20 protein-coding genes are annotated in these 18,686 nt (G+C 67.8%); 10 read left to right on the top strand and 10 right to left on the bottom strand.

From position 1 onward, the window contains the following. Positions 1–42 precede the first annotated feature (42 nt). The 3 genes from DDT93_RS12835 to cobU are packed head-to-tail and all read right to left on the bottom strand — an operon-like array spanning position 43 to position 1,885. Positions 43–729, bottom strand: a complete 687-nt coding sequence (locus tag DDT93_RS12835) for a glutathione S-transferase (protein WP_109466240.1) — start codon at positions 727–729, stop codon at positions 43–45. A gap of 59 nt (positions 730–788) precedes the next feature. After that, positions 789–1,367, bottom strand: coding sequence for a histidine phosphatase family protein (locus tag DDT93_RS12830; RefSeq protein WP_109466239.1), 579 nt, complete (start codon positions 1,365–1,367; stop codon positions 789–791). Continuing rightward, complete coding sequence (gene cobU, locus DDT93_RS12825; RefSeq protein WP_408607930.1) at positions 1,364–1,885, bottom strand: bifunctional adenosylcobinamide kinase/adenosylcobinamide-phosphate guanylyltransferase; 522 nt, start codon at positions 1,883–1,885, stop codon at positions 1,364–1,366. Before cobU ends, DDT93_RS12830 begins: the two co-directional genes overlap by 4 nt. Before the next feature lie 95 nt (positions 1,886–1,980). Here cobU and DDT93_RS12820 point away from each other — a divergent pair, with 95 nt between their 5' ends. From DDT93_RS12820 to DDT93_RS12795, 6 genes are all read left to right on the top strand, one after another. Then, on the top strand, positions 1,981–2,859 hold the full coding sequence (locus DDT93_RS12820) for an RNA polymerase factor sigma-32 (protein ID WP_109466237.1): 879 nt from the start codon (positions 1,981–1,983) through the stop codon (positions 2,857–2,859). After that, positions 2,856–3,653 (top strand): ChaN family lipoprotein, encoded by a 798-nt coding sequence (locus DDT93_RS12815; RefSeq protein WP_109466236.1) that lies wholly within the window; start codon positions 2,856–2,858, stop codon positions 3,651–3,653. The genes DDT93_RS12820 and DDT93_RS12815 overlap by 4 nt, the downstream gene beginning before the upstream one ends. A gap of 82 nt (positions 3,654–3,735) precedes the next feature. After that, positions 3,736–4,932, top strand: coding sequence for a bifunctional phosphopantothenoylcysteine decarboxylase/phosphopantothenate--cysteine ligase CoaBC (gene coaBC / locus DDT93_RS12810; protein ID WP_109466235.1), 1,197 nt, complete (start codon positions 3,736–3,738; stop codon positions 4,930–4,932). Positions 4,933–4,966: 34 nt separating this feature from the next. Next, positions 4,967–5,422: a dUTP diphosphatase gene (gene dut / locus DDT93_RS12805; protein WP_109466234.1), complete on the top strand. Its 456-nt coding sequence runs from the start codon at positions 4,967–4,969 to the stop codon at positions 5,420–5,422. Continuing rightward, the gene (locus DDT93_RS12800; RefSeq protein ID WP_109466233.1) at positions 5,422–6,486 is read left to right on the top strand and encodes a HesA/MoeB/ThiF family protein; all 1,065 of its coding nucleotides are present in this window, start codon (positions 5,422–5,424) and stop codon (positions 6,484–6,486) included. The genes dut and DDT93_RS12800 overlap by 1 nt, the downstream gene beginning before the upstream one ends. A gap of 52 nt (positions 6,487–6,538) precedes the next feature. Then, positions 6,539–8,551, top strand: coding sequence for a M3 family metallopeptidase (locus DDT93_RS12795; protein WP_109466232.1), 2,013 nt, complete (start codon positions 6,539–6,541; stop codon positions 8,549–8,551). A gap of 121 nt (positions 8,552–8,672) precedes the next feature. On the opposite strand, the gene DDT93_RS12790 is transcribed toward DDT93_RS12795, so the two are convergent. From DDT93_RS12790 to mreC, 5 genes are read right to left on the bottom strand one after another with little or no spacing between them, the layout of a single operon-like run. Then, on the bottom strand, positions 8,673–9,605 hold the full coding sequence (locus tag DDT93_RS12790; protein ID WP_109466231.1) for a 2-hydroxyacid dehydrogenase: 933 nt from the start codon (positions 9,603–9,605) through the stop codon (positions 8,673–8,675). 7 nt (positions 9,606–9,612) lie between these two features. Next, positions 9,613–10,764: a rod shape-determining protein RodA gene (gene rodA / locus DDT93_RS12785; RefSeq protein ID WP_109466230.1), complete on the bottom strand. Its 1,152-nt coding sequence runs from the start codon at positions 10,762–10,764 to the stop codon at positions 9,613–9,615. Continuing rightward, entirely contained in the window at positions 10,761–12,713 is a 1,953-nt protein-coding gene (gene mrdA, locus DDT93_RS12780; RefSeq protein WP_109466229.1) for a penicillin-binding protein 2, read from the bottom strand. Before mrdA ends, rodA begins: the two co-directional genes overlap by 4 nt. After that, positions 12,710–13,249 carry a rod shape-determining protein MreD gene (locus DDT93_RS12775; RefSeq protein WP_109466228.1) on the bottom strand — a complete coding sequence of 180 codons (540 nt, stop codon included), beginning with the start codon at positions 13,247–13,249 and terminating at the stop codon, positions 12,710–12,712. Before DDT93_RS12775 ends, mrdA begins: the two co-directional genes overlap by 4 nt. After that, positions 13,242–14,171 (bottom strand): rod shape-determining protein MreC, encoded by a 930-nt coding sequence (mreC, locus tag DDT93_RS12770; protein ID WP_109466227.1) that lies wholly within the window; start codon positions 14,169–14,171, stop codon positions 13,242–13,244. Before mreC ends, DDT93_RS12775 begins: the two co-directional genes overlap by 8 nt. A 337-nt stretch (positions 14,172–14,508) precedes the next feature. On the opposite strand from mreC, the gene DDT93_RS12765 reads away from it, so the two are divergent. After that, the gene (locus DDT93_RS12765; RefSeq protein ID WP_109466226.1) at positions 14,509–15,351 is read left to right on the top strand and encodes a LysM peptidoglycan-binding domain-containing protein; all 843 of its coding nucleotides are present in this window, start codon (positions 14,509–14,511) and stop codon (positions 15,349–15,351) included. After that, positions 15,351–15,728 carry a hypothetical protein gene (locus tag DDT93_RS12760; RefSeq protein ID WP_109466225.1) on the top strand — a complete coding sequence of 126 codons (378 nt, stop codon included), beginning with the start codon at positions 15,351–15,353 and terminating at the stop codon, positions 15,726–15,728. The genes DDT93_RS12765 and DDT93_RS12760 overlap by 1 nt, the downstream gene beginning before the upstream one ends. 33 nt (positions 15,729–15,761) lie before the next feature. Here the strand turns inward: DDT93_RS12760 and DDT93_RS12755 are convergent, their stop codons facing one another. Both DDT93_RS12755 and DDT93_RS27060 read right to left on the bottom strand, forming a co-directional pair. Next, entirely contained in the window at positions 15,762–16,808 is a 1,047-nt protein-coding gene (locus tag DDT93_RS12755) for a rod shape-determining protein (protein ID WP_109466224.1), read from the bottom strand. Positions 16,809–16,929: 121 nt separating this feature from the next. Further along, positions 16,930–17,541, bottom strand: coding sequence for a TetR/AcrR family transcriptional regulator (locus DDT93_RS27060; RefSeq protein ID WP_109466223.1), 612 nt, complete (start codon positions 17,539–17,541; stop codon positions 16,930–16,932). Between the two features lie 89 nt (positions 17,542–17,630). Here DDT93_RS27060 and DDT93_RS12745 point away from each other — a divergent pair, with 89 nt between their 5' ends. Beyond that, complete coding sequence (locus DDT93_RS12745; RefSeq protein WP_109466222.1) at positions 17,631–17,960, top strand: darcynin family protein; 330 nt, start codon at positions 17,631–17,633, stop codon at positions 17,958–17,960. Beyond that, complete coding sequence (locus DDT93_RS12740) at positions 17,950–18,681, top strand: SDR family oxidoreductase (protein WP_109466221.1); 732 nt, start codon at positions 17,950–17,952, stop codon at positions 18,679–18,681. Before DDT93_RS12745 ends, DDT93_RS12740 begins: the two co-directional genes overlap by 11 nt. Positions 18,682–18,686 lie beyond the last annotated feature (5 nt).

The raw sequence follows: 18,686 nt of genomic DNA, 5'->3' as shown, positions 1-18,686 counted from the left end.
TGGGTAATCGGTCAGCCGTTTAGGACTGGTTAACCGTGGTGCTCAGTCGGGAACGGACCAGCTCTCACCCGGCAGGTCGATGGCATAGGGCTCGGGGTCGTAATGCACCGCGCCGGCCTCGCGCCGCCACGCCCGGACCGATGGGGTGTTCAGCAGGGCGTCGCAATAGGCCCCGGCCCCGGCGCTGACCGGCAGGCCATAGCCGATGATCCGGGCCGCGACCGGGGTGTAGAACACGTCGGCCAGCGAGTAGGCGCCGAACAGCCAGCCCTCGGCGCTGCCCGAGATCGCGCGGGCGTGGGCCCAGAGCGTCTCGATCCGGTCGAGGTCGGCCAGCACGCCCTCTGAGGGGACAAAGCCCTGGTAGCGGCGCTGGAACTGCATCGGGCAATTGCCGCGCAACTCGCGGAAGCCTGCGACCATCTCGGCGCAGAGCCAGCGCGCGGTGGCCCGCCCCGCCGGGTCGGCAGGCCAGAGACCGGCGTCGGGATGACGCTCGCCCAGGGTTTCGGCGATGGCGAGGCTCTCGCCGATCACGGTGCCCTCGGGCGTGCGCAGGGCAGGCACCAGCCGCGCGGGCGCGAGGGGTGCAAGATCATCGGCCATGGTGCCGGTGTAGAGACCGACGAACCGTGGCGTCACGGGGATGTCGAAGGCGTCGAACATCAGCCAGCCGCGCAGGGACCAGCTCGAATACATGCGATCGCCGAGGAAGAGGTCATATGTCATGGGCAGAGATTAGCCACGACCTCGGCGCGCGGTAAAACGCAGTTATGTGCGCGCCTCCATCACGGCAGGTGATTGATCCGCCCCAGGTTCCAGCCCTCGGGCAGGCGCTGGATCTCGGTGACCGAAAGGTTGTCGATGCGATAGCCGAAGGCGTCGTTCGGCGCGACTCCCAGTGCGCGCTGAACCTGCGAGAGGATCACGCCGAAATGGGCGACGATCACCAGATCCGCGCCGTCGTGTTCCGCGATCAGGGCGTCGACGGCCCCGTCGATGCGGGCGCAGACCTCGTTCCAGCTTTCGCCCTCGGGCGGGCGGACCTCGCCCGGCTGATCCCAGTAGGCGCGGGCGCGCTCCGGGTCCTCGGCCTCGATCTCCTTGTAGGGGCGCATTTCCCATGTGCCGAAGTTGATCTCGCGCAGCGCGGCGCGGTGCGGCAGGCGGCGGCGGGTTCCCTGAATCGCGTCGGCGGTGGCGCTGGCGCGGGACAGGTCGGACGAGATCACCAGCGCCTCGGGCGGGAGGTGGGCCGAGAGGCGCGCGATGGCCTCCACGTCGCTCAGGTCGGCGGGCGGATCGGACCAGCCGACCATGCCGCGGATATGGGTCGGCCCGTGGCGCACAAGGTGAAGACGGGTCATGGCAATTCTCCCTTCAGGACCTGGGGCAGCCCGGCAATCACCTGCACCACCAGCCCGGCCTCGCGGGCCAGCACGATGTTCAGCCGTCCCTGCGCCTCGCGGAACCGGCGGGCCAGCGCATTGTCGGGGACGATGCCAAAGCCGACCTCGTTCGACACGATGACCAGTCGCGCGGCGCAGTCGCGGATCGCGGCCAGCAGGCGCGCCTGCTCGGCCTCGAGGTCATTCTCGGCCAGCAGGTGGTTGCTCAGCCACATGGTGGCGCAGTCGAACAGGCAGATCTCGCCGGGCACCAGCCGGGCCAGTTCGGCGGCGGCATCCAGCGGTGCCTCCACCGTGCGCCAGCGCGGGCCGCGCCGGGCCACGTGGGTGTCGATCTTGGCGCGCATCTCGGCATCCCAGGCCTGCGCACTGGCGATGTAGACAAGGGGCGCATCCTGCCTTTCGACAAGGTTTTCCGCAAAGGCGGACTTGCCCGAGGCGGCGCCCCCGAGCACGAGACAAGTATCTGACAACAACTTTTTTTGACCTCGGATGGAACCAATCTCAGTTATCATGCGTAGAAAAAGAAAGCTCCGTTCACAAGGCGCCGGCAAGGTCAGGGATATTGTAGATGCCATTGGACACGACCCCAGAACGCACGCTTTCACGTCACGCGATGAAAGCTGAACTGCTCGATGCGGACACCGAGCTGCGCCTTGCCTATGCCTGGCGCGACGATCGGAACGAGCAGGCGCTGCACCGGCTGATCAATGCGTACATGCGTCTCGCGATCTCGATGGCGTCCAAGTACCGCCGCTACGGCGCCCCCATGAACGACCTGATCCAGGAGGCCGGGCTCGGCCTGATGAAGGCCGCCGACAAGTTCGACCCCGACCGTGGCGTGCGCTTCTCCACCTATGCCGTCTGGTGGATCAAGGCGTCGATTCAGGACTTCGTGATGCGCAACTGGTCCATGGTGCGCACCGGGTCGACCTCTTCGCAGAAATCCCTGTTCTTCAACATGCGCCGCGTGCAGGCCCGGCTCGAGCGCGAGGCCGCCGGTCGCGGCGAGGTGCTTGGCCGTCAGGAATTGCACCAGCTGATCTCGACCGAGATCGGCGTGCCGCTGCATGACGTCGAGATGATGGAGGGCCGTCTTTCGGGGTCCGACTTCTCGCTGAACGCTGTCCAGTCCGCCGACGAGGAAGGGCGCGAGTGGATCGACGTGCTGGAAGACGACAGCGCGCAGGCCGCCGAGGTGGTGGGCGAGCGTCACGACAACGCACAGCTGCGCGACTGGCTGGTCAGTGCGCTGGGCACGCTGAACGAGCGCGAACGCTTCATCGTGCGCGAACGCAAGCTGCAATCGGTGCCGCGCACCCTCGAAAGCCTCGGAACCGAGCTCGGTCTCTCCAAGGAACGGGTCCGCCAGCTTGAGGCGGCCGCCTTCCAGAAAATGCGCAAGAGCCTTGCGGCGCAGAGCGACGAGGTGTTTGAGTTCCTCGGATGAGGATACTCTTTCGGTTCTGCTGCTCCCTCCTGCTGAGCGTGGGCGCGGCCCTGGCCGAAACGCCCGCGATCTCCTTCGACACCTCCCATGACATCGTGCTGCTGGGAGAATCCCACGACAATCCGGCCCACCACGCCGTGCAGGCGCGCGCGGTCGCCCAGATCGCGCCCCGGGCGCTGGTCTTCGAGATGCTGACGGCCCGGCAGGCGGCGCGCGTGACCGACGACAACCGCAACGATCCCGCCACGCTGGCGCAGGCGCTCGGCTGGGCCGAGAGCGGCTGGCCCGATTTCGCGCTCTACTTCCCGATCTTCGCGGCGGCCCCCTCGGCGATCATCTACGGCGCAGGCGTGCCCCGCGAGGCCGCCCGGGAGGCCCTCAAGACCGGCATCGTCGCGAGCTTCGGAGACGAGGCCGCCGCCTACGGCCTGACCACGCCACTGCCGCCCGGCCAACAGGCCGAGCGCGAGGCCCTTCAGATGGCGGCCCATTGCGACGCCCTTCCCGAGGATCTCCTGCCTGGCATGGTGGACCTGCAACGCCTGCGCGACGCAACGCTGGCCCGTGCCGCCCTCCGCGCGCTCGACGAAACCGGCGGCCCGGTGGTGGTGATCACCGGCAACGGTCACGTCCGGTCCGACTGGGGCGTGCCCTCTGTCCTCGCGCGCGTCCGCCCCTCGGTCGACGTTCTGGCCGTCGGTCAGGACGAGGACGGCGCCATCGAAGGGGCCTTCGACACGGTCCTGCCCGGCCCGGCGGTCGACCGGGGCGACCCCTGCGCCGCGTTCCGCTAGGCGCCGCGCCGCCAATTGGGCTCTGGAACTACCGGTGAGCCATCCCTATTGTCGTGAGGGGTAGGAACGACGGGCGCGGATCATGCTGGCCAACAAAAGAATTCTTCTGATCATCGGTGGCGGGATCGCGGCTTTCAAGGTGCCGGACCTGATCCGTCGCCTGCAGGATCGCGGCGCCTCTGTCACGCCTGTCCTGACCCGCGCGGGCGAGGAATTCGTCACCCCGCTGACGGTTTCGGCGCTGGCGGGGCAGAAGGTCTACCGCGACCTCTTCGACCTCACCGAAGAATCCGAGATGGGTCACATCCAGCTCTCGCGCTCGGCCGACCTGATCGTCGTCGCCCCGGCCACCGCCGACATGATGGCCAAGATGGCCAACGGGCTCGCCAACGACCTCGCCTCCACCCTGCTGCTGGCGACCGACACGCCGGTGCTGATCGCGCCCGCGATGAATGTCCGCATGTGGGACCACCCCGCGACCCGGCGCAACCTCGCACAACTGGTCGCCGACGGCGTCGGCGTGATCGGACCCAACGAGGGCGGCATGGCCTGTGGCGAATTCGGCCCGGGCCGCATGTCCGAGCCGCTGGAGATCGTCGCCGCGATCGAGGCAAAGCTCGCCGACGGGCCGCTCAAGGGCCGCCGGGTGCTGGTCACCTCGGGCCCGACCCACGAACCCATCGACCCGGTCCGCTACATCGCCAACCGCTCCTCCGGGGCGCAGGGCACCGCGCTGGCGGCGGCGCTGCGCGATCTCGGCGCGCATGTCGTCTTCGTCACCGGCCCGGCCTCTGTCCCGCCACCCTCGGGCGTCGAGGTCGTGCGGGTGGAAACGGCCCGGGAGATGTCAGAGGCCGTCGATGCCGCGCTGCCCTGCGACGCCGCCGTCTTTGCCGCCGCCGTGGCCGACTGGCGCGTCGCCTCCGCCTCGGACCGCAAGCTGAAGAAAACCCGCGACGGCATGCCCAATCTGGAGTTCGCCGAGAACCCCGACATCCTTGCCCGCGTGTCGCAGATGACCGGGGGCCGCCCGCCGCTGGTGGTGGGCTTTGCCGCCGAGACCGACGACGTCATCGCCCACGCCACCGCCAAGCGCGCCCGCAAGGGCTGCGACTGGATCGTGGCCAACGATGTCAGCCCCGCCACCGGTATCATGGGCGGCAGTGAGAACGCCGTGGTGCTGATATCGGACGAAGGCGCCGAGGAATGGCCGCGCATGGGCAAGGCCGAGGTCGCGACCCGGCTGGCGGCGCGCATCGCGGCTGCCGTCGCGTCGTGAGTATTTGGAGAGAAAAGATGCTGAGGAGTGGCCCTTGGTCCTGATCCGCGTGACCCGTGATGCCGATGCCGATGCCTCGGTTCCCCTGCCGTCCTACGAAACCGCCGGCGCGGCGGGCGCCGACCTGCGCGCCAACCTGCCCGACCGGGGCGAGATCGTGCTCTCCCCCGGCCAGCGCGCGCTGGTCCCGACAGGCCTCCGGCTGGAAATCCCCGAGGGCTACGAGGTCCAGATCCGCCCGCGCTCGGGCCTTGCGCTGAAACATGGCATCACCCTGCCGAACAGCCCCGGCACCATCGACTGCGACTATCGCGGTCCGCTGGGCGTTATCGTGATGAACGCGGGCGACGCGCCCTTCACCGTCACCCACGGCGAGCGCATCGCGCAGATGGTCGTCGCACCGGTACTGCGCGCGGCCTTCGACCTCGTCGACAGCCTTGGCGACACCGCGCGCGGCGCCGGCGGCTTCGGCTCGACCGGGCGCGGCTGATGCTTCTGGTCCTGGCCCTCGCGGCGCTGCTCTGGGGGCTCGGCTGGGCCCTCGGAACGCCGCGCGGTCCACGCCTCCTGATGGTCGCCCTGCTGTTCGCCGCCGTGCTGCTCGTGCAACTGGCGCTACCCGACGGGCACCCCCTGCGCGAGGCGACAGGGGGCTCGGCAGCGCTCTGGCTGCTGATCGGCGGTTTCGCCGTTCTGGCACTGGGCTACGCCTCGGTGATCCGCGCGCTGCGGCGGCGGGCGCAGGCGGCAGAGCCGGGCGCGACCACCGGGGCAGCGCCACAGCCGGGCGGCAGCTTCACCGAGACCGAACTCGACCGCTACGCGCGCCACATCGTGCTGCGGGAAATCGGCGGACCGGGCCAGAAGAAGCTCAAGCAGGCCAAGGTGCTGGTGATCGGTGCCGGTGGGCTGGGCGCGCCGGTCCTGCAATACCTCGCGGCGGCAGGCGTCGGCACCATCGGCGTGATCGACGAAGATGTCGTCGACAACGCCAACCTCCAGCGACAGGTCATCCACCGCGACGCCGATATCGGCAAGCCCAAGGTCTTCTCGGCCGAGGCCGCGATGCTGGCACAGAACCCGCACGTGACGGTGCGCCCCTACAACCGCCGCCTGAGCGAAGACATCGCCGCCGACCTCTTCGCCGACTACGATGTCGTGCTGGACGGCACCGACAATTTCGAGACCCGCTACCTCGCCAACCGCACCGCCGTGGCGCTGGGCAAGCCGCTGATCTCGGGCGCGCTGTCGCAGTGGGAGGGGCAGGTGAGCCTGTTCGACCCGGCCCGTGGCGGTCCCTGCTACAAGTGCATCTTTCCCGAGGCCCCGGCGCCGGGGCTCGCGCCCTCCTGCGCGGTGGCGGGCGTGGTGGGGCCGCTGCCCGGCGTCGTCGGCTCGATGATGGCGGTAGAGGCGGTCAAGCTGATCACCGGGGCCGGGGCCGTGCTGCGCGGCGAGCTGCTGATCTACGATGCGCTTTACGGCGAAACCCGCAGGATCACGCTGAAACCGCGTGCCGATTGCCCGGTCTGCGGTGGTCTGCACCCGGCCTGAGGCTGGAAAACCCCGCACGGGGACCATAGGTTTCCCGACAAAGGAGACCTCCATGACCAATCCGATTCTGGCCACCTGGGCCACGCCCTTCGACATCGCGCCCTTCGACAGCATCTCGGACGAGGATTTCGCCCCGGCGCTTGACGAGGCGCTGGCGGCCCATGACGCCGAGATCGCCACGATCGCCGCCAACCCCGAGACGCCGACCTTCGCCAATACCGTCGAGGCGCTGGAAGCCGCCGGGGGCGCGCTCGACAAGGTGCTCTCGGTCTTCTTCACCGTGGCGGGCGCCGACAGCAACCCCAAGCGCGAAGAGCTGCAGCGCGCCTTCTCGCCCCGGCTCGCCGCGCATTTCTCGGCCATCTCCAGCAACAAGGCCCTGTTTCACCGCCTCGCCGACCTGTGGGAGCGGCGCGACACGCTGGGCCTCACCGATGAGCAAGCGCGGGTGCTGATGCTGACCCATCGCAACTTCGTCCGCTCCGGCGCGGCGCTTGACGGCGCACAGGATGCCCGGATGAAGGAGATCAAATCGCGCCTCGCCACGCTGGGCACGGAGTTCACCCAGAACCTGCTCGCGGATGAACGCGAGTGGTTCATGGACCTCGCCGAGGACGATCTCGAGGGGCTGCCCGCCTTCGTCGTCGACGCGGCCCGCGCTGCGGGCGAGGAGAAGGGCACCGAGGGTCCGGTGGTGACGCTCTCGCGCTCGCTGATCACCCCCTTCCTGCAGTTCTCGCCGCGCCGCGACCTGCGCGAAAAGGCTTACATCGCCTGGGCCGCCCGGGGCGCCAACGGCGGCAAGACCGACAACCGCGAGATCGCGGCCGAAATCCTGCGCCTGCGCGAGGAACGGGCGCAGCTGCTCGGCTATGCCAACTTCGCCGAGTTCAAGCTCGAAACCGAGATGGCCAAGACCCCGGAGCACGTGCGCGACCTGCTGACGGCGGTCTGGGAACCGGCCAAGGCCCGCGCCGAGGCCGACGGTGCCGTGCTGACCGGGATGATGCAGGCGGAGGGCGTCAACGGCCCGCTCGAGCCCTGGGACTGGCGCTACTACGCCGAGAAGCGCCGCAAGGCCGAGCACGACCTCGACGAGGCGACCCTGAAACCCTACCTCCAGCTCGACCGCATGATCGAGGCGGCCTTCGCCTGCGCCAACCGGCTGTTCGGGCTCGAATTCCGGCCGCTCGACGTGGCGCTCTACCATCCCGACTGCCGCGCCTGGGAGGTAACCCGGAACGGCGAGCACGTGGCGGTCTTCATCGGAGACTACTTCGCCCGGGGCTCGAAACGCTCCGGCGCATGGTGCTCGGCCATGCGCAGCCAGGCGAAGTTCCCGGTCGCACAGGCGCCGGTGGTGATCAACGTATGCAACTTCGCCAAGGGCAAGCCCGCGCTGCTCTCCTACGACGACGCGCGCACCCTGTTCCACGAGTTCGGCCACGCGCTGCACCAGATGCTGTCCGACGTGACCTACGAGAGCATCTCGGGCACCTCCGTCGCGCGCGATTTCGTCGAACTGCCGAGCCAGCTCTACGAGCACTGGCTGGAGGTCCCGGCGGTGCTGAAGGAATTCGCCACCCATGTCGACACCGGCGAGGCGATGCCGCAGGCCATGCTGGACAAGGTGCTGGAGGCGGCGAACTTCGACCAGGGCTTCGCCACGGTGGAATACGTGGCCTCGGCGCTCGTCGACCTCGAATTCCACGACGGCCCCGCGCCGACCGACCCGATGGCGACGCAGCAGGAGATCCTGTCGGGTCTCGGCATGCCCCACGCCATCGGCATGCGCCACGCCACCCCGCACTTCGCCCATGTCTTCTCGGGCGATGGCTATTCCTCCGGCTACTACAGCTACATGTGGTCCGAGGTGATGGACGCCGACGCCTTCGAGGCCTTCGAAGAGGCAGGCGACGCCTTCGACCCCGCGCGCGCCAGGGCGCTGGAGGAGAACATACTCTCGACCGGCGGCTCGCGGGACGCGGCAGAGCTCTACATCGCCTTCCGTGGCCGTCTGCCGGGGGTCGAGGCGCTGCTCAAGGGCCGCGGCCTCGCAGCCTGATTGCGCCTGCGGCGCAAGCCTCCGGCGGGGATATTTGCGGACCCAAAGAAATGGCTTCTTCGGGGTCCAAGTATCCCGGGGGAGTCGCCGTCAGGCGACGGGGGCAGCGCCCCCGGCCGCGTCAGTAGCCCGCGCTGCGGTCGACGAGGTGCAGCAGCGGCTCGCCCGCCTCGGCGCGGCGGACGTTCTCGGCGATGACCTCGCTCGAAGTCCTGAGCCGGGTCTCGGCGGCGACGTGCGGGGTCACCGTGACCCGCGGGTGTGACCAGTAGCGATGCGCGCGGGGCAGGGGCTCGACCCGGAAGGTGTCGAGCGTGGCGTGGCCCACATGACCCGAATCCAGCGCGGCCAGCAGTGCCTCGTCGTCGATCAGCCGGCCGCGGCCCGGGTTGAGGATCACCGCGCCCTCGGGCAGCTGGGCCAGCGTTGTCGCGTTCAGGGTGTTCTCGGTTTCGGGTGTGTTCGGCAGCAGCAGCACGAGGATCTCGGCGCTGGCGAGGGCCTCGGCCAGGCCCGCCTCGCCATGCAGGCAGGTGAGACCGGGGATGGTCTTGGCGCTGCGGCTCCATCCGGTCACCCGGAAGCCGAGTCCGGCCAGCGTCTCGGCGCAGGCGCGGCCCAGGGCGCCGAGGCCGAGGACGGTCACGCCGCGTTCCTCGGCGAGCGGCGGATAGGCGGGCTGCCAGTCGCCGCCGAGGCCGTGGATGTAGCGGTCCATCCCGAGGTGGTGGCGCAGCGTGTGGCCGGTGACCCATTCGATCATCCCGCGGGTCAGCCCGTGGTCGACCATGCGGGCGAGCGGCACCGTGAGGGTCCGGTTCCCGGCCACCGTGTCGACCCCGGCCCAGAGGCTCAGCACCGCCTTCAGGCGGGTGAAGGGGGTGAAATCGCTGACCGGGCCGTTCGGGGCATAGACGATGTAGTCGACCTCATCTGCGGGCAGATCGTCGCCCAGCACGCAATCGACGCCCGCCTGTTCCAGCGCCCGCGCAAGGGCGGGGCGATATTCGTCCCAGCGCGCGGGCGCGCCGGCATAGAGAACTCTTGCGGTCATGGTCTTCCTATCGTCTGCGGCCGCGCGGGCGGTGGATATGGGCGCTCTGGACCAGACCGAAGGCCACCATCAGCACCAGCATGGCCGACCCCCCGTAGCTGACCATCGGCAGCGGCACCCCGACCACGGGGGCAAGGCCCATCACCATCGACATGTTCACCGAGAAGAACAGGAAGAAGGTGATCGCCACCCCGAGGGTGATCAGCGAGGAATAGCGGTCGCGGGTGGCCAACGCGGTGTGGATGCAGAACACGATGATCAGCACGTAGAGCGCCAGCAGGGAGATGCCGCCGATAAAGCCGAATTCCTCGGCCAGCGTGGTGAAGATGAAGTCGGTGTGTTTCTCGGGCAGGAAGTTCAGCCGCGACTGCGTTCCCTGCATGAAGCCCCTCCCGGTCCATCCTCCCGACCCCAGCGCGATCTTGGACTGGGTGATGTGATAGCCCGCGCCCAGCGGGTCCGAGGCCGGGTCGAGGAAGGTGTCGATGCGGCGGAACTGGTAGTCCTTGATCAGCTGCCAGTCGGTTCCCCGGCTCTCGAACACCGCGCTCACGAGGCCCACGCCCGAGGCGATGACGGCCGCGAAATAGGCCCAGTGCACCCCTGCGAGGAACATCATGCCGCCCCCCGCCGCCAACAGCAGGATCGAGGTGCCGAGGTCGGGCTGACGCAGCACGAGGTAGGTGGGAAACAGGATGATCATCACCGGCACCAGCACCCAGAAGGGATGCGAGGTGCGGCGCGCGGGCAACCAGTCGTAATAGGCCGCCAGCAGCATGATCAGGGTGATCTTCATCAGCTCCGAAGGTTGCAGGCGGATGACCCCGAGGTCGATCCAGCGCTGCGCGCCCTTGCCCTCGATGCCCATCAGTTCCACCCCGATCAGCAGGATGACCGAGAGCAGGTAGGCGACCACCGACATGTTGCGCCAGAACCAGATCGGCACCATGGCGACCATCATCATGGCGGTGAGGCCGAGCGCAAAACGCTTCATCTGCGGTTCGGCCCAGGGATAGAGCGAGCCGCCGGCGACCGAGTAGAGCTGGAGGAACCCGACGCAGGCGACGGTGCAGAGCAGCAGCGCCAGCGGCCAGTTCAGGTAGAGGATCTTCCTTGGGCCAGTCGGGGTAGACTGGACGTTATACTCGAGATAGCTCATGCCCGGTCGCTCGTCTTGCGCTGGTTCTCACGGTCGATGCGCTCCTGCTGCAGCTTTTCCTGCTGCTCGCGGATGCGCTCGCGGTCCGAACTGGGATAGGCCTCCAGGGGCGGGGTGCCATCATAGAGCGCCTGCAGCAGCACGTCGCGCAGGATCGGCGCCGCCGCCGAGGAGCCGCCGCCGCCGTGTTCGACCACCACGGCGACCGCGTATTTCGGACGGTCGGCGGGGGCGAAGCCCACGAACAGCGCGTGGTCGCGCCGCTCCCACGGCAGGTCGTTGTTGCTGATCACACCGGCGGCGCGTTCGGCCTTGGTGATGTTGCGCACCTGGCTGGTGCCCGATTTGCCGGCCATCTGCATGGTGTCCTCGGCAATGCGCGAGCGGTAGCCGGTGCCGCGCCGGTCGTTGCTGACCGCGAACATGCCCTTGCGCACCTGCCGCAGGTGGTTCTCGTTGATCCCCATCGGTTCGCCCGCGCCGCTCGGCTGCTCGATGCCGTCGATCGACTTCACCAGCCGCGGGGTGACCGAGCGTCCGGTGGCGATGCGCGCGGTCATCACCGCCAGTTGCAGCGGCGAGGCCAGCACATAGCCCTGGCCGATGGCCGCGTTGGCGGTATCGCCGATCAGCCAGGTCTTGTTGTAGTTCTCCTGCTTCCAGGCACGGTTCGGCGCAAGGCCACGGGCGACGGCCGACATCGGCAGCTCGTGGCGCACCCCGATGCCAAGCGTCTTCGCCATGTCCGAGATCTTGTCGATCCCCACCTGCATCGCCACGTCGTAGTAGTAGACGTCGCAGCTCTGCTTCAGCGAGTTGATCAGGTCCACGTGACCGTGCCCGCCGTGCTTCCAGCAGTGGAACCGGCGGCCCGAGACCTCAAGGTAGCCCGGGCACCAGACGGTGTCGTTGTTCGAGATCACGCCCGCCTCGAGCGCGGCAAGGGCGGTGACCATCTTGAAGGTCGAGCCGGGCGGATAGGCGCCCTGCACCGACTTGTTGGCCAGCGGGCGGTGCTTGTCCTCGGTCAGGCTGCGGTAGTCGGCGACCGAGATGCCCCGGACGAAGAGGTTGGGGTCGAAGCTCGGCGAAGAGACGATGGCCCGCAGGTCGCCGTTCTCGCAGTCGATCACCACCGCCGCGGCGCTCTCGTCGCCCAGCCGGGCCTGCACGTAGCTCTGCAGCCCGATGTCCACGGTCAGCTGCAGGTCGGCGCCGGGCTGGCCCTCGCGGCGGTCCAGCTCGCGCATCACGCGGCCCGTGGCGTTGACCTCGACCCGCTTGGCCCCGGCCTTGCCGCGCAGCAGCTCTTCCTGCCGCGCCTCCAGACCGACCTTGCCGATCTGGAACCGGGGAATGCGCAGGACAGGTTCCGGATCCTCGATCTTCTGCAGGTCGTAGTCGCTGACCGGGCCCACGTAGCCGATCACATGGGCAAGGTCGGGGCCGTGGGGATAGACCCGCGTCAGGCCGACCTCGGGGCTGATCCCGGGCAGGGCAGGGGCGTTGACCGCAACGCGGCTCACGTCCTCCCAGCTGACACGGTCGGCCAGGGTGACGGGCAGGAAGGGCGCGCTGCGCTTGATCTCGGCCAGCGCCTGCTCGGTCTCGCCGGGATCGAGCCGGATCAGCTGGCCCAGGTGGTTGATGACCTCGTCCACATCGCCCGCGTCCTCGCGGACCACCACCACGCGATAGCTCGGCGCGTTGCGCGCCAGCGGTACGCCGTTGCGGTCGAAGAGTTCGCCGCGCGACGGGGCGATCAGCCGGATGTTGATCCGGTTTTCCTCGGCCAGCAGGCGGAACTGGTCGGCCTGCTCGACCTGCATGTAGCGCATCCGCAGCCCCAGCAGCCCGGCAAAGCCCAGCTGGAGCCCCCCGACCACCAGCGCCCGGCGCGTCAGCTTGCGATACGAAGAGGCCTGATCCTTGCTGTTCGGTTTCTTCATGCGCGGCCTCCCATCGCCACGGCGTCACTGGGGGCGAGCCTGCGCACGCCCAGCAGCAGTTGCGACACCAGCACCACCAGCGGGTAGGTCAGCATCGTCAGGACCATCTGGATCAGGCTGATCCCGAGCGTCGGGGCCGGGACCAGCAGGATCGCCAGCACCAGCCGGTCGATCAGGATGATCCCGATCACCACGATGCAGACCGCGGTCCACTCGCCGACGAAGCTCGCGTCGCTCAGCCCGTTGGTGCGGTACTTCAGGTACTCGCTGCCCAGCAGCACCAGCACCGCCTGCAAGCCGGGCGGGCGCTGGAACATCAGGTCGGCCATCAGCATCACCAGCGCGACGCAGAGCGGCGGCGCGTAGTCGGGGCGCCGCAGCACCCAGGCAAAGGTAAAGGCCATCAGCAGGTCGGGCGGCGCCCAGCGGCGCGGCACGGTGTCGAGCGGGATCAGGTGAAAGAAGATGATCACCGCCGCCAGCGCGAAGTAGACGAAGCGCATGGTCCAGACGTGGGGGGTGACGCGGTCAGCCATCTGCGGGCGCCTTTGCCGCGGTGGTTTCCGGGTCCTCGACGCCCTCGCTGCTCTCGGTCGACCCATCCGGCAGCACGAGGCCGCCCGGATCGCGCAGCGACTCGGTGCCGTGGTGGCGCAGCACCCGCAGGAACTCCAGCCGCTCGTAGTCGGCGGCCAGCCGGACCCGCAGGCGGCCCGAGGGCGCGGCGGCGACCTGACCGATCAGCAGGCCGGCCGGAAACACCCCGCCATCGCCGGAGCTGACAACGCGGTCGCCCGGGCGCACAAGGTCGGGGTTCTCGAGAAAGTCGATGAGCGGGGCCGCGGTATTGTCGCCCTTGATCATCGCGCGTTGGCCCGAGGGCTGGATCGTCGCCGGGATCGAACTGGCCGCGTCGGTCAGCAGGATCACCCGCGCCGTCGTCTCGCCGGTGCCCGAGATCCGCCCGACGAGCCCGATGCCGTCCATCGCGGCCCAGCCGTCCATGATCCCGTCACGCGCCCCGACGTTCAGCAGCACCGACTGGCGGAAGGGCGAGCCCGAGTCCGCCATGACGACGCCGGTGATGTAGGTCAGGCGCGGGTCGAGCCGCACGTTGTTCAGATCCAGCAGGCGGGCGTTCTCCTGCTCCAGCTGCAGTGCGGCTTCCTTCCACGCCTGCATCCGGCGCAGCTCGCTGCGCAGTTCCTGGTTCTGTTCGCTCAGGCGGCGATAGCTCTGGAAATCGCGGATCAGGTTGATCGCCCCGGTCACCGGCGCCAGCGCCCATTCCATGTTCGGAACGACCTTGTCGACCACCTGTGCGCGGAACCGTTCGACCCTCGGGCTGTCGATCCGCCAGACAAGGAAGATGCCGACAAGGCATAGGCACAGCACCGCCAGCAGCATACGCCGCAGGGGGCCGGTATAGTCGTCCCGCTGTGATCTATCCTTGGCCAATACGGGTCTCGTCGGAAGGTGCGATGGGCAAAGCCAGACCATTCGCCTGCCCCTGACAGATGCCGCAAATCGGCGCCGAGAACAAGGGAAAGGGGCGATCACGAAGTGGCGGATCCCCGCGCAATTCCGTGACGGAAGTTGATCCGCATTGTGCCACGAAGAGCTCTGCATATAATTTGATCGCCGTCCTGCCGCGCCCGCGCGGAGATTTTTCGGGACGGGTCCGGATGCCGGGGGAAATTCCTGCCCCCTCCGCCTCGCGCGGCTCCGGAGTCGGCATTTTTCGAGTCACGCGGCGGCGCCGTCCGCTGCATTGTTAGAAGAGGTTATTTGTTCGATGCCAACCGTGCATACCGTCAAGAAGGGCGAGACCCTGGGCAAGATCGCCCGCAAGTACAGCATCGCCAAGTGGAAAGACATCTACGAGGCCGCCGAGAACGCCAAGTTCCGCAAACTGCGCCCCGATCCCAACCGCATAGAGCCCGGCGACAAGATCACCATCCCGCCGTGCCCCGCCACGGTCGAGGGCAAGCACAGCAAGGACATGCCGCGCATGTCCATTTCGGTCGACGCCGACAAGGCGCTGATCTTCGTCCAGCAGAAATGGGAATACACCTTCGTCGAGAAGTCCGGCGTCAGCAAATGGACCAGCAAGGAGAAGACGGACTTCCACAATGCCGCGGACAAGTCGATCTGGGCGCGCTGGAGCGGCAAGTTCAAGATCACCTGCGCGGGCAAGTCCGACTTTGCCCGCGCCTACGCCGATGTCGTCTTCAACGTGAACTTCGACATCAAGAAGGTCACCTCGGGCGGACACTGGAAAGTGACCGTGACCAAGGTCCCCAAGGGCAGCAAGTCGCCCACCAGCTCGGTGGACTGGAACGGCCAGAAGATCACCCTCGATTCGGAGGATACCAAGCTGCGCGACCTGCAGGGCACTGGCAAGAAGAAGGACAAGCAATCGCCCTTTGCCCATGAATTCGGCCATGCCGTCGGCAACTCAAAACATGGTCCGGCGGGTCATGGCGATGAATACAAGGCATCCAGTCCTTTCCACGAAGAAAAGAAGAGCATGATGAACATTGGCAACCAGCTGCAAAAGCGCCACGCCGATCACCTCATCATGGAACTGAACAAGATGATCAAGGACACCACCTTTACCGTGAAGAGCGTAAGCTGATGCGCCTAGGTGCGCCGCTGTTGCCCGTACTGCTCGCGCTGGCCCCGCTGCCGGTGCAGGCCCAGACATTGATGGAGAACAAGTTGACTGTTTCGATGAAAGAAGAAGCTCTCAAGGAGCTGTCGCTCGACGAGGCGCTGGACCGTTTCGGTGCCGCGCGCGAACACGAGGAATTCGACCTGCGCCCGGAGATGGTCGAGTTCCGGACCGATCTGCCGGAGTTCTTTACCGCCGAAGAAATCGCGGCGGGCGTGCGGATCCGCGAATACACCTGGCCGCTCGACTCGCAGATCAACCGAACGATCTGGTTCGCGGACAGGGGCAAGGGGTGGCGCTATCTGCACCACAAGGACTGGGACAAGAACCTGGAGTTCTGAGAGAGCCGCGCCGCAGGGCGGGCTCTCGCAGGGTCAGCTGTCGTAGTCGATCGCGTGGCGCAGCTGCTTTTCGTATTCCAGCGCCTTGCCGGTGCCGAGCGCCACGCAGTTGAGGCTCTCGTCGGCAATCGACACGGCCAGGCCGGTCTGCTCGCGCAGGGCCAGGTCGAGGTCGCCCAGAAGGGCACCACCGCCGGTCAGCATGACGCCGCGGTCGACGATGTCTGCGGCCAGATCGGGCGGCGTGGCTTCCAGCGCGGCCATCACGGCCTCGCAGATCTGCTGCACCGGTTCGGCCAGCGCCTCGGCGACCTGCGCCTGGCTGATCTCGATTTCCTTCGGCACGCCGTTCAGCAGGTCGCGGCCACGGATCTGCATCGAGGTGCCGCGCCCGTCGTCGGGCATGCGGGCGGTCCCGATGGAGGTCTTGATGCGCTCTGCCGTCGATTCCCCGACCAGCAGGTTCTGCTGGCGGCGCAGGTAGCTGATGATCGCCTCGTCCATGCGGTCGCCACCAACGCGGACCGAGCGCGCGTAAACGATGTCGCCCAGCGACAGCACGGCCACTTCGGTGGTGCCGCCGCCGATGTCGACGACCATGTTGCCGGTCGGGTCGGTGATCGGCATCCCGGCCCCGATGGCAGCCGCGATCGGCTCGGCGATCAGCCCGGCGCGGCGAGCGCCTGCGCTCAGAACCGACTGGCGGATCGCGCGCTTTTCAACCGGGGTCGCGCCATGCGGGACGCAGACGATGATCTTGGGTTTCGAGAACGTCGAGCGCTTGTGCACCTTGCGGATGAAGTGCTTGATCATCTCCTCGGCGGTGTCGAAGTCGGCGATCACGCCCTCGCGCATCGGGCGGATGGCCTGGATCGAGCCGGGCGTCCGGCCGAGCATCAGCTTGGCGTCCTCGCCCACGGCCAGAACCTTCTTGACGCCGTCCTTGATGTGGTAGGCGACCACGGAAGGCTCGGACAGGATCACGCCGCGTCCCTTGACGTAGACAAGCGTGTTCGCCGTACCGAGGTCGATCGCCATGTCTGCCGTGAAGATGCCGCCTAACGAGTCGAAAATACCCATGAATGAGTGATCCTGTATGAACTGCCGATTGGCCCGCGACTCATCCCAGGGGGCGCGGGCGAGGCCACTTATATGCGCCGCTTGCGTGCGGCGAAAGGCCGGATTCCGTGCAGATCAAGCGTCATTTCGCTTGTCGAGGGGCGTTTGAGCACTCGCGGAGGTACCCAAGCACGGCGCGCGTGCACCTGAGCTGCAATTGTTCTCCTCCCGGTGCACCCGCCAGAGCCTCGGCATTGATCATTCCCTTGCAGATCGCAATGACGTCGCGCGCCTCGGCAAGGCCCGTCGCCGGAAAGCGCTGGCGCAGCATTTCCAGCACCACACCGGCCATCTCCTCGGCCAGATCCGCCGTCTCCTGCATCAGCCCAAGCTGCGGTTCGACATACTCCAGCTCCAGCGCCAGCCTCGGGCGGCTGAACTGGTGGATCATCCCCGCCTTCACCATCTGGCCCACCGCCTGCTCCACCGGCAGGTCACCCGATCCGGCCAGCGCTTCCCGCATCAGCTCCAGCAGTTCCGCCCGCTTGATCCGCATCAGCGTGGCAAGGATCGCCTCCTTGTGCGGGTAGTACTGGTAGAGCGAGCCGATGCTCACCCCCGCGCGCCGCGCGATTCCATTGGTGGTCAGCGCGTCGCGCCCCTCGCTCTCCAGAATGCGAGCGGTGGCCTCGAGGATGGCCTCCTGCGTCGCCCGCGACCTGGCCTGCCGCGCCTGTTTTCTTGGCTGGTTCATGCCGTCCCGCCGCTCCGCCGCAATGCGAGTTGAGAATGTGAGCGAATGCTCACATCTTTTCGGCAAGGATGCAACAAGGGGCACCACCGATGAAACTCACCGTCTTTCTCCTGCTCGAAGCGACGCCCGCCTGGCTGGCCCTTTCGCGCGAGGAGCGGTCGCAAATCGCCGACCCGGCAATGGCCGATGCCTTTGCCCGGCCCGGCCTCTCCTGCCGCTACTTCGATGCCGAGGCCTTCCACGCCCGGATCAGCGATGTCGCGATGATCGAGGCGGACTCGCCGCAGGACTACTACTTCGCCATCGAACTGCTGCGCGATTCAGACCTGATCGCCCGGGGCTACTTCCGCATGGTCGAGATCGTGCCCGCCTACGAGGACGGCTTCCGCGCCTACGAGGCGGCACGCGATGCGGCTTGAGGGCAAGCGTATCGTCGTCACCGGCGCCTCGCGCGGGATCGGGCGGGCGCTGACCGAGCAACTGGCAGGGCGTGGGGCGACTGTCCTCGCCGTAGCCCGCGACCCCTCAGCACTTGCGGGCGACCGGATCGTCCCGGTCTCCTGTGACCTTGCCGACATGGCCGCCCGACAATCCCTGATCGCGCAGCTAATAGGCGACCTCGTCCCCATCGACGGGCTGATCAACAACGCCGGTATCCAGCTTCAGGCCAGCTACCTCGACACCCCTTGCGACCCCGCCTGCGATATCGACCGCGAAATCGCCATCAACCTCGCGGCGCCGCTCCACCTCTCCGCCGCGCTGGCCCCGCACCTCGCGTCGCGTCCCGAGGCGATCCTGCTCAACGTCACCTCCGGCCTTGCCCTCACCCCCAAGGCATCGGCCCCGGTCTACTGCGCCACCAAGGCCGGTCTGCGCTCCTTCACCACCGCCCTGCGCTATCAGGCCGAGGACAGGGCGCCCAACCTGCGCGTGGGCGAGATCGTGATGGCGCTGGTCGATACCGAGATGACCACCGGCCGGGGCCGCGGCAAGCTGAGCGCCGATCAGGCCGCGCAGGCCGTCATCGCCGGGATCGAAAGGCAGGAGAGGGGAGATATCTGGGTCGGCAACACGCGCCTGCTGAGGATCATTCAGCGGCTGTCGCCCGCCCTCGCAGCGCGGATGCTGCGAAACGGGTAGGGTGG

The organism is Albibacillus kandeliae, assembly GCF_003116585.1.
Classification (GTDB): domain Bacteria; phylum Pseudomonadota; class Alphaproteobacteria; order Rhodobacterales; family Rhodobacteraceae; genus Albibacillus; species Albibacillus kandeliae.
The sequence above is the reverse complement of the archived record's forward strand: the minus strand, read 5'-3'. Positions and strand labels throughout refer to the sequence as shown.

Coding starts and splice junctions, on each gene's coding strand:
- DDT93_RS12835 (WP_109466240.1), bottom strand. CDS start 729: ATGACATATGACCTCTTCCTCGGCGATCGCATGTATTCGAGCTGGTCC.
- DDT93_RS12830 (WP_109466239.1), bottom strand. CDS start 1,367: ATGACCCGTCTTCACCTTGTGCGCCACGGGCCGACCCATATCCGCGGC.
- DDT93_RS12820 (WP_109466237.1), top strand. CDS start 1,981: ATGCCATTGGACACGACCCCAGAACGCACGCTTTCACGTCACGCGATG.
- DDT93_RS12815 (WP_109466236.1), top strand. CDS start 2,856: ATGAGGATACTCTTTCGGTTCTGCTGCTCCCTCCTGCTGAGCGTGGGC.
- coaBC (WP_109466235.1), top strand. CDS start 3,736: ATGCTGGCCAACAAAAGAATTCTTCTGATCATCGGTGGCGGGATCGCG.
- DDT93_RS12800 (WP_109466233.1), top strand. CDS start 5,422: ATGCTTCTGGTCCTGGCCCTCGCGGCGCTGCTCTGGGGGCTCGGCTGG.
- DDT93_RS12795 (WP_109466232.1), top strand. CDS start 6,539: ATGACCAATCCGATTCTGGCCACCTGGGCCACGCCCTTCGACATCGCG.
- DDT93_RS12790 (WP_109466231.1), bottom strand. CDS start 9,605: ATGACCGCAAGAGTTCTCTATGCCGGCGCGCCCGCGCGCTGGGACGAA.
- rodA (WP_109466230.1), bottom strand. CDS start 10,764: ATGAGCTATCTCGAGTATAACGTCCAGTCTACCCCGACTGGCCCAAGG.
- mrdA (WP_109466229.1), bottom strand. CDS start 12,713: ATGAAGAAACCGAACAGCAAGGATCAGGCCTCTTCGTATCGCAAGCTG.
- DDT93_RS12775 (WP_109466228.1), bottom strand. CDS start 13,249: ATGGCTGACCGCGTCACCCCCCACGTCTGGACCATGCGCTTCGTCTAC.
- DDT93_RS12765 (WP_109466226.1), top strand. CDS start 14,509: ATGCCAACCGTGCATACCGTCAAGAAGGGCGAGACCCTGGGCAAGATC.
- DDT93_RS12760 (WP_109466225.1), top strand. CDS start 15,351: ATGCGCCTAGGTGCGCCGCTGTTGCCCGTACTGCTCGCGCTGGCCCCG.
- DDT93_RS12755 (WP_109466224.1), bottom strand. CDS start 16,808: ATGGGTATTTTCGACTCGTTAGGCGGCATCTTCACGGCAGACATGGCG.
- DDT93_RS27060 (WP_109466223.1), bottom strand. CDS start 17,541: ATGAACCAGCCAAGAAAACAGGCGCGGCAGGCCAGGTCGCGGGCGACG.
- DDT93_RS12745 (WP_109466222.1), top strand. CDS start 17,631: ATGAAACTCACCGTCTTTCTCCTGCTCGAAGCGACGCCCGCCTGGCTG.
- DDT93_RS12740 (WP_109466221.1), top strand. CDS start 17,950: ATGCGGCTTGAGGGCAAGCGTATCGTCGTCACCGGCGCCTCGCGCGGG.